The following is an 8,144-nucleotide window of genomic DNA, read 5'->3' as shown; positions in this document are numbered from 1 at the left end:
CCCCGCCCCGGGTGACGTCATAGAGCCCGATGATGTTGCCGCGCTCCATGATCGGCTCCCAGCCGAGCAGGAGCTTCATGCCCTCGAGCAGCGCACCGATGCCCTTCGCGCCTTCATAGGGCACGGGCTGGTGGCCCTCGAGCGTGAACGGGGTCTTCTCGTGCTCGGTGCCGATCCGGAATTCGGACTCGGGTTTCACGCCGGCTTCAATCCACGCCACGAGTTCGTCGCGCGATTGCAGCGGCGTCATGTCGATCTGGTCACGCGCCATAGAAAATCCAACTCAAGGGCGCTTCGATCGAAGTCGCGCGGTGGCAGGGACATCCGTGGGCCACATCGGCCGCGGATGATGGGATCAGGACTATCATCGGGCAGGCACGCCGTCTCGCGCGGGCGCAGCCTTGGTATCGCTCTTTGCATCGGCCTTGACGTCGTCGCAGGAACAGCCGAGACGGTCGAGCAGACCGCACAGCCTGGTCGCGTCGGCATCGGACAATTTCGAGCCGACATGCTTGTCGATCGCAGTGGAATAGGCGTTCCACATCTTCTTCTGGAGTTCGCGACCGGCCTCGGTGATCTCGACGAACTGGCCGCGCTTGTCGATCTTGCATTCGCGCCGGGCCGCGAGTCCCTCATCGACCAGCTTGTCGATCAGCCGCGACGTCGAATATTGCGGGATCAGCATCTGGCGCTCGAGTTCGACCGGGCGCAGCTCACCCGACGGCGCGCGCGACAGCTCGAGCAAGGCGTCATACCAGGCGAGCGGCGGATAGCCGGCCTTCTTCAGATCCTGCTCCACGCAGTCCAGCACCCGGCTCGGCACCCGCATCAGGCGGATCCAGGCGGCCGTCGCCTCGCTCGATAGCTTGCGTTTCATGGTCTAGCCCATAAGGTCCCGGCACCGACTGTACCGCACTGAATGCATCTGCATCAATCTTGACTATTTCATGCAGGTGCATGTAGGCAATCCCTCTCCGGACGCCAAGAACAAGGGAAGGAATACCCCCATGAAGCTTTATTACTCCCCCGGTGCCTGCTCCCTCTCCCCCCACATCGCCCTGCTCGAGGCCGGCCTGCCCTACGACCTGGTCAAGGTCGATCTGCGCGCCAAGAAGCTCGAAAACGGCGACGATTTCCTGCAAGTGAACCCCAAGGGCCAGGTGCCCGCGCTGGCGCTGGATACCGGCGAGATGGTCACCGAAGGGCCGATCATCATCCAGATGATCGCCGACCGGGTCGCCGACCGGAAGCTGGCGCCGGCTCGAGACTCCAACGAGCGCTACAAGCTGCTCGAATGGCTGAACTACATCACGACCGAGCTGCACAAGAATCTCGGCCCGATGTTCTCGCCGGTGCTCGCCGACGACGCCAAGGCCTTCTTCAAGGACCGCGCCATGGGCAAGTTCAAATATGTCGAGAGCCAGCTCGCCGGCCGCGAATATTTGATGGGCAACCAGTTCACGGTCGCCGACGGCTATCTCTTCACCATGATCATGTGGGCACAAGACCGGCTCGGCTTCGACTTCTCCGGCCTGCCGAATGTGACCGCCTACAAGGCCCGCGTCGCGGCGCGCCCGAAGGTGCAGGAAGCGCTGAAGAAGGAAGGCCTGGTGAAAGCGGCCTGAGCCTATCCACCATCAATCGAAAGAGCCGGATCAGCCGATCCGGCTCTTTTTGCGCCGCCGGTTGTCATTCTTCGGCAACCGGAGGTGGAACGTCTCAATTTGACGTGCATTGTACCGATTAATACTAAGTCGGTGTACTTCCGGCTGAGGGCGTAGCTGTCCTTGTTCGTGCGATCCAACTGACCGACTATGAGCTGCGGCGCGCCCTCCGCTCCAACGGGTCTGAAAATGTGACGATCGCCTCAACGCTTTTATTGACCAGCACGCTCGTTGGGCTGGTTACCAGTTTGTACTTTCGGGTTTGGACATTGATGCTGGTGTCACCGCTGATCGCGGTGCTCGCGGCAATCGTGCTCCAGTCCGACGGCTATGCCTTTGCCACCGGCGCTCCGATCGTCGTCGCCTGCCTCGCATTCAACCAGGTCGCCTATCTCGCCGGCGCCTTGCTGTCGCCGGACAATGATGGCTCAATGGCGGAAGAAATCGACGGCATTCCAGGCCGCGGCCGCGAGCACAAGGTCCACGGCCAGAACGAGTAGCACCAGGCCGGTCCATGACGGACCCTTGCCCCGCAAGCGCAGCAGATTCCGACGTCGTGGCGGTAGAAGCGGGATGGATGGCCTCGCCGCGGTCTCAGCGGCACCTTCCTTGAGTACAGCACGCATCGCACGACACCCCAGCCTGATCGTCGTCTTGCTGATCGTCTTGTCGATCAACCAGCAAGAGTGATGCCAGCAGCGTGGTGCGAGTGGGGAGCAAGCGTGGCGGGACTTTGACCGCCGCGACAGTCCCGCAACAGGATCAAGTCGGATCGATGACCGGCTTGATCCTGTGCGACGTGTCCCGGAGAGAGACGGCGCTTACGCCGCCTGCTTCTTCGGCGGGAAGCGGCCGTAGAAGGTTTCGCCCTTGGCAGCCATCTCCTCGAGCAACTTCGGCGGCGTGAAGCGCGAGCCGTACTTCTTCTCGAAGGCGTGGCAAAGCGCGACGAAGTTCTTGGTGCCCATGAAGTCGATGTAGGACAGCGCGCCGCCGGTGAACGGCGCGAAGCCGAAGCCCAGGATCGAGCCGACATCCGCCTCGCGCACGTCGGTGATGACGTGATCCTCGACGGTGCGCGCGGCTTCCACCGCCTGCACCACCAGGAAGCGCTGCTTCAATTCCTCGACGCTGAGCGTATCGGGATCGAGTTGCTTGGGCTGCAGATTGGCGAGCCCCGGCCACAGGCTCTTCTGACCCTTGCCCTTTTCGGGATAGTCGTAAAAGCCCTTGCCGTTCTTGCGGCCGAAGCGACCCTGCTTCTCGACCATCTCGACGATCAGCTTCTTCTGCGCCTGGTCGATCGTGTTGGGACCGAGATCGGCCTCGGTCGCCTTGGTGATCTTGAGGCCGAGATCGAGCGCGACCTCGTCCTGCAGCGACAGCGGCCCGACCGGCATGCCGGCCATCTTGGCGGTGTTCTCGATCATCGCCGGCGGCACGCCTTCGAGCAGCATCTCGTTGCCCTCGGAGATGTAGCGCATCACGCAGCGGTTGGCGAAGAAGCCGCGGCTGTCGTTCACCACAATCGGCGTCTTGCCGATCGCGCGGACATAGTCGAGCGCGGTCGCCAGCGCGACGTCGCCGGTGTTCTTGCCCAGGATGATCTCGACCAGCATCATCTTCTCGACTGGCGAGAAGAAGTGGATGCCGATGAACTTGCTCTGGTCCTTGAACTCCTCGGCCAGCGAATTGATCGGCAGGGTCGAGGTGTTGGAGGCGAAGATCGCGCCAGACTTCAGCAGCGGCTGTGCCTTGGCATAGGTGTCGGCCTTGACCTTGCGATCCTCGAACACCGCCTCGATGACGAGGTCGCACTCCGAAATCACGTTGTAGTCTGCCGTGGCGGAGATGCGCGCCAGGATGGCATCGGCCGCCTCCTGCTTCATCCGCCCCTTGGCGATCAGGCCGTCGACCACGGTCTTGGCGTGGCCCTTGCCCTTGTCGGCGCTTTCCTGGTCGCGATCGACCAGCACGACGTCGATGCCGGCCTGCGCCGAGACATAGCCGACGCTGGCGCCCATGAAGCCGGCACCGATCACGGCGAGCTTCTTCACCTTGGTCGGCGGCACGCCCGCCGGGCGGCGCGCGCCCTTGTTCAATTCCTGCATCGACAGGAACAGCGAGCGGATCATCGCCGCCGCTTCCTTCGAGCGCAGCACCTTGGTGAAGTAGCGCGACTCGACCCGCAGCGCGGCGTCGATCGGCAGCTGCAGGCCTTCATAGACGCAGCTCATGATGGCGCGCGCGGCCGGATAATTGTCGTAGGTCTCGCGGCGATAGATCGCGTTGCCGGCCGGGAACATCTGCATGCCCATCTTGGAGAAGACGGGGCCGCCGGGCAGCTTGAAGCCCTTCTCGTCCCACGGCGCGACCGCCTTGCCGCCGCCCTTGATCCAGTCCTTCGCCGCCTTGATCAGATCGGCCGCGGGCACCACGGCGTGGATCAGATTGAGCGCCTTGGCGCGGGTCAGATTGACCGCCTCGCCCTTGAGCAGCAGTTGCATCGCGTCCTGCGGCGACACCAGGCGCGGCACGCGCTGGGTGCCGCCGGCGCCGGGGAACAGGCCGACCTTGATCTCGGGCAGGCCGAGCCGGGTCTTCGGGTTGTCGGCCGCGACGCGGTAGTGGCAGGCCAGCGTGATCTCGAAGCCGCCGCCGAGCGCGAGCCCGTTGATCGCGGCGACCCAGGGCTTGCCCGAGGTCTCGATCGCGCGAAACGATTGCGACATGCGGCGGCTCTGCTCGAACAGCATCTGGTTCGCGGCTTCCTCGCCCTTCTCCTTGAAGAGCTGCGCATAGCTGCGGTTCATGCCCTCAAGCATCGAGAGGTCGGCGCCGGCGCAGAACGCCTCCTTGGCCGAAGTGATCACGACACCCTTGATCGCGGCATCGCTGGTCGTCTGCTTGATGATCTGGTCGATCTCCTGGGTCGAGACCTCGTCGAACACGTTCATCGAACGGCCCGGGATGTCCCAGGTGACGAGCGCAATGCCGTCGGCGTCGACGTCGAACTTGAAATTCTTGTAAGCCATGTAAGTCGCTCCCAATCTCTCCGTCATCCCCGCGCAAAGGCTTTGCCTTTGTCGCTGGAGGTGGCCTCGCTCTTGCGAGGCCCTCGAAGGATGACTCGGTGAATTTATCCATCCTTCGAGGCTCGGGCTCTCGCCCTCGCACCTCAGGATGACGCTGCCTGCTCGGTTACACGCGCTCGATGATGGTGGCGGTGCCCATGCCGCCGCCGATGCACAGCGTGACCAGCGCCGTTTCCTTGTTGGTACGCTCGAGCTCGTCGAGCACGGTGCCGAGGATCATCGCGCCGGTCGCGCCGAGCGGATGGCCGAGCGCGATCGCGCCGCCATTGACGTTGATCTTGGCGTTGTCGATGTCGAACGCCTGGATGTAGCGCAGCACCACCGAGGCGAACGCCTCGTTGAGCTCGAACAGGTCGATGTCCGACTTCTTCATGCCGGAGCGCTCGAACAGCTTTTCGGTGACGTCGACCGGACCGGTCAGCATCATCGCGGGCTCCGATCCGATATTGGCGAACGCGCGAATCTTTGCACGCGGCTTCAGGCCGTGCTTGGCGCCTGCCTCCTTGCTGCCGAGCAGCACCGCGCCGGCGCCGTCGACGATGCCGGAGGAATTGCCGGCGTGATGCACGTAATTGACCTTTTCGACTTCGGGGTGCGACTGGATCGCCACCGCGTCGAAGCCGGCCATCGCCGCCATCGCCGCGAACGACGGCTGCAGCTGCGCCAGCGACTGCATCGTCGTGGAGGGGCGCATGTGCTCGTCCTTGGCCAGGATGGTCAGGCCGTTGACGTCCTTGACCGGCACCACCGACTTGTTGAAACGGCCTTCATCCCACGACTTCGCCGCGCGCTGCTGGCTCTGCACGGCATAAGCGTCGACGTCATCGCGCGAAAAACCGTATTTGGTGGCGATCAGATCGGCCGAGATGCCCTGCGGCATGAAATAGGCCGGCACCGCCATCGAGGGATCCATCGGCCAGGCGCCGCCGGAGGCGCCGATGCCGACGCGGCTCATCGATTCCGCGCCGCCGCCGATCACGAGCTCATGCTGCCCGCTCATGATCTGGGCCGCGGCGAAATTCACGGCATCGAGGCCGGAGGCGCAGAAGCGGCTGATCTGCACGCCCGGCACCTTCTCGCCGAGACCGGCGTTCAGCGCGGCAAAGCGCGCGATGTCGGAACCGGCCTCGCCGACCGGATCGACCACGCCGAGCACGACGTCGTCGACGGAGTTCTCGGGAAGATTGTTGCGTTCCCTGAGCGACTTCAGCGGCACCGTGGCGAGCGCCAGCGCGGTGACCTCGTGCAGCGCGCCATCGGCCTTGCCGCGGCCGCGCGGGGTACGAACGTGATCGTAGATGTATGCCTCAGGCATGACGCCCTCCTTGATATGAGGATCATAATATATACGGAAGGAAGCGCCGCCGCAGCAATGCGACGGCAAATATTCAGAACGCTTCCGCGGCCAGTTCCATCGTGGTGGCACTGCCGCTCTGGATCCGGGCCAGATGCACGGCAGTCTCCGGCAGCAGCCGCTCCATGAAGAAGCGGCCGGTCACGAGCTTGGTGTTGAGGTAGGGGGTGGCGCCGACGGCGGCCTTGTCCTGCGCCACCTTGGCCATCTTCGCCCACATGTAGCCGAGCGCGACGAGGCCGAACAATTTCATGAAGTCAGTCGCGGCTGCCCCTGCATTGTCGGGCTTGGTCAGCGCGTTCTGCATCAGCCAGCCGGTGGCCTGCTGCAGATGGCCGAGCGCGGTGGAGAGCGGGGTGATAAACGGCTTCATCGCCTCGTCGGCGCCATGCTCCTTGGCAAATGCCGTGACCTCGCCGAAGAACGCCATCGCGGCGCGGCCGCCGTCGCGCGGCAGCTTGCGGCCGACCAGGTCGAGCGCCTGGATGCCGTTGGCACCCTCATAGATCATCGCGATGCGCGCATCACGGACGAACTGTTCCATGCCGTGCTCGGCGATGTAGCCGTGGCCGCCGAACATCTGCTGCGCCGAGACCGTGTTGGCGAACCCGGTGTCGGTCAGAACGCCCTTCAGCACCGGAGTCATCAGGCCCATGTGATCGTCCGCGGCCTGGCGATCCTTCGGATCGTTGGAGCGGTGCGCGACGTCGCTTTTCAGCGCGGTCCACACCACCATGGCGCGTGCCGCCTCGTTGAAGGCGCGGATGGTGAGCAGCGTACGGCGCACGTCGGGATGCACGATGATCGGATCGGCCGGCTTGTCGGCCGCCTTGACGCCGGTCAGCGAACGGCCCTGCAGACGCTCGCGCGCATAGGCGACCGCGTTCTGATAGGCGACCTCGGACTGCGCGAGGCCCTGCACGGCGACGCCGAGGCGAGCCTCGTTCATCATCACGAACATGCCCTGCATGCCTTTGTTCTCTTCGCCGATCAGCCAACCGGTGGCGCTGTCGTAGTTCATCACACAGGTGGAATTGCCGTGGATGCCCATCTTGTGCTCGATCGAGCCGCAGGTGACGCCATTGCGCTGCCCGAGCGAGCCGTCGGCATTGACCAGCACTTTGGGAACGACGAACAGCGAGACGCCCTTGATGCCGGCCGGTGCGCCCTCGATGCGCGCCAGCACGAGATGGATGATGTTGTCGGCAAGGTCATGCTCGCCGGCGGAGATGAAGATCTTGGTGCCGGTGATCTTGAAGCTGCCGTCCGATTGACGCACCGCCTTGGTGCGGAGCAGGCCGAGGTCGGTGCCGCATTGCGGCTCGGTCAGGTTCATGGTGCCGGTCCATTCGCCGGCGATCATCTTCGGCACATAGGTCTTTTTCTGCTCGGGAGTGCCGTGCACCAGCAGTGCCGCGGTCGCCCCCATGGTGAGCCCGCCATACATCGAGAACGCCATGTTGGCGGAGATCTGGAATTCGTTGACCGCCTGCGAGAGCGTCACCGGCAGGCCCTGGCCGCCGAATTCGGTCGGCGCCGAGAGGCCGAGCCAGCCGCCTTCGGCGACCTGCTTGAAGGCGTCCTTGAAGCCCTTCGGCGTGGTGACGCTGCCGTCGTCATTGCGCTTGCAGCCTTCGAGATCGCCGGTGCGATTGAGCGGCTGCAGCACCTCCTCGCTGAGCTTAGCGGCCTCGCCGAGGATAGCCTCGCGCACATCGGCCGACGCATCGGTGAAGCCGGGAAGATTGCCGTAGCGGTCGATCTGAAAAACGTCGTTCAACAGGAAGCTGACGTCTTCGACGGGGGCTTTGTAGGTTGGCATGCTGATCTCCCGGCTGGCTCGCGGTCGCATTCACGACTGATGCTGCGCAGCGTGTCCTTGGGTTTGTTGGAACGGACCTTATCCGGTTCGGCGAGGCCGCTAAGCTCAGCGAGGAGGTGCTGCAGCCGCTCAATCGCACCGGCGATCTCGAAGGCTGCAAGCGCAATGACGACGGCAGCGTCACCACGCCGAAGGGCTTCAAGGACGCC

At 64.1% G+C, this 8,144-nt stretch carries 7 protein-coding genes; 2 read left to right on the top strand and 5 right to left on the bottom strand.

The features are described 5' to 3' along the window. Together FNJ47_RS43075 and FNJ47_RS43070 are read right to left on the bottom strand one after the other, a co-directional pair. Window positions 1–271, bottom strand: a 271-nt coding sequence (locus FNJ47_RS43075) for a glutamate-cysteine ligase family protein (protein ID WP_488226106.1), incomplete at its 3' end; no start/stop codon positions are given. 93 nt (window positions 272–364) lie between these two features. Next, window positions 365–877 (bottom strand): MarR family winged helix-turn-helix transcriptional regulator, encoded by a 513-nt coding sequence (locus FNJ47_RS43070; RefSeq protein WP_163162464.1) that lies wholly within the window; start codon window positions 875–877, stop codon window positions 365–367. A gap of 130 nt (window positions 878–1,007) precedes the next feature. Between FNJ47_RS43070 and gstA the strand changes: the two genes are divergently transcribed. After that, window positions 1,008–1,625 (top strand): glutathione transferase GstA, encoded by a 618-nt coding sequence (gene gstA, locus FNJ47_RS43065; protein WP_163162462.1) that lies wholly within the window; start codon window positions 1,008–1,010, stop codon window positions 1,623–1,625. A 311-nt stretch (window positions 1,626–1,936) separates the two neighbouring features. Then, the gene (locus FNJ47_RS43060) at window positions 1,937–2,164 is read left to right on the top strand and encodes a hypothetical protein (protein WP_163162460.1); all 228 of its coding nucleotides are present in this window, start codon (window positions 1,937–1,939) and stop codon (window positions 2,162–2,164) included. 321 nt (window positions 2,165–2,485) lie between these two features. Here FNJ47_RS43060 and FNJ47_RS43055 read toward each other — a convergent pair whose 3' ends face one another. From FNJ47_RS43055 to FNJ47_RS43045, 3 genes are all read right to left on the bottom strand, one after another. Beyond that, complete coding sequence (locus tag FNJ47_RS43055; RefSeq protein ID WP_163162458.1) at window positions 2,486–4,699, bottom strand: FAD-dependent oxidoreductase; 2,214 nt, start codon at window positions 4,697–4,699, stop codon at window positions 2,486–2,488. A 166-nt stretch (window positions 4,700–4,865) separates the two neighbouring features. After that, window positions 4,866–6,074, bottom strand: a complete 1,209-nt coding sequence (locus tag FNJ47_RS43050) for an acetyl-CoA C-acetyltransferase (protein ID WP_163162457.1) — start codon at window positions 6,072–6,074, stop codon at window positions 4,866–4,868. Window positions 6,075–6,147: 73 nt separating this feature from the next. After that, window positions 6,148–7,935 (bottom strand): acyl-CoA dehydrogenase C-terminal domain-containing protein, encoded by a 1,788-nt coding sequence (locus FNJ47_RS43045; protein ID WP_163162455.1) that lies wholly within the window; start codon window positions 7,933–7,935, stop codon window positions 6,148–6,150. Window positions 7,936–8,144 lie beyond the last annotated feature (209 nt).

Origin of the sequence: Bradyrhizobium uaiense (genome assembly GCF_010811875.1) — a bacterium.
Classification (GTDB): Bacteria; Pseudomonadota; Alphaproteobacteria; order Rhizobiales; family Xanthobacteraceae; genus Bradyrhizobium; species Bradyrhizobium uaiense.
The sequence above is the reverse complement of the archived record's forward strand: the minus strand, read 5'-3'. Positions and strand labels throughout refer to the sequence as shown.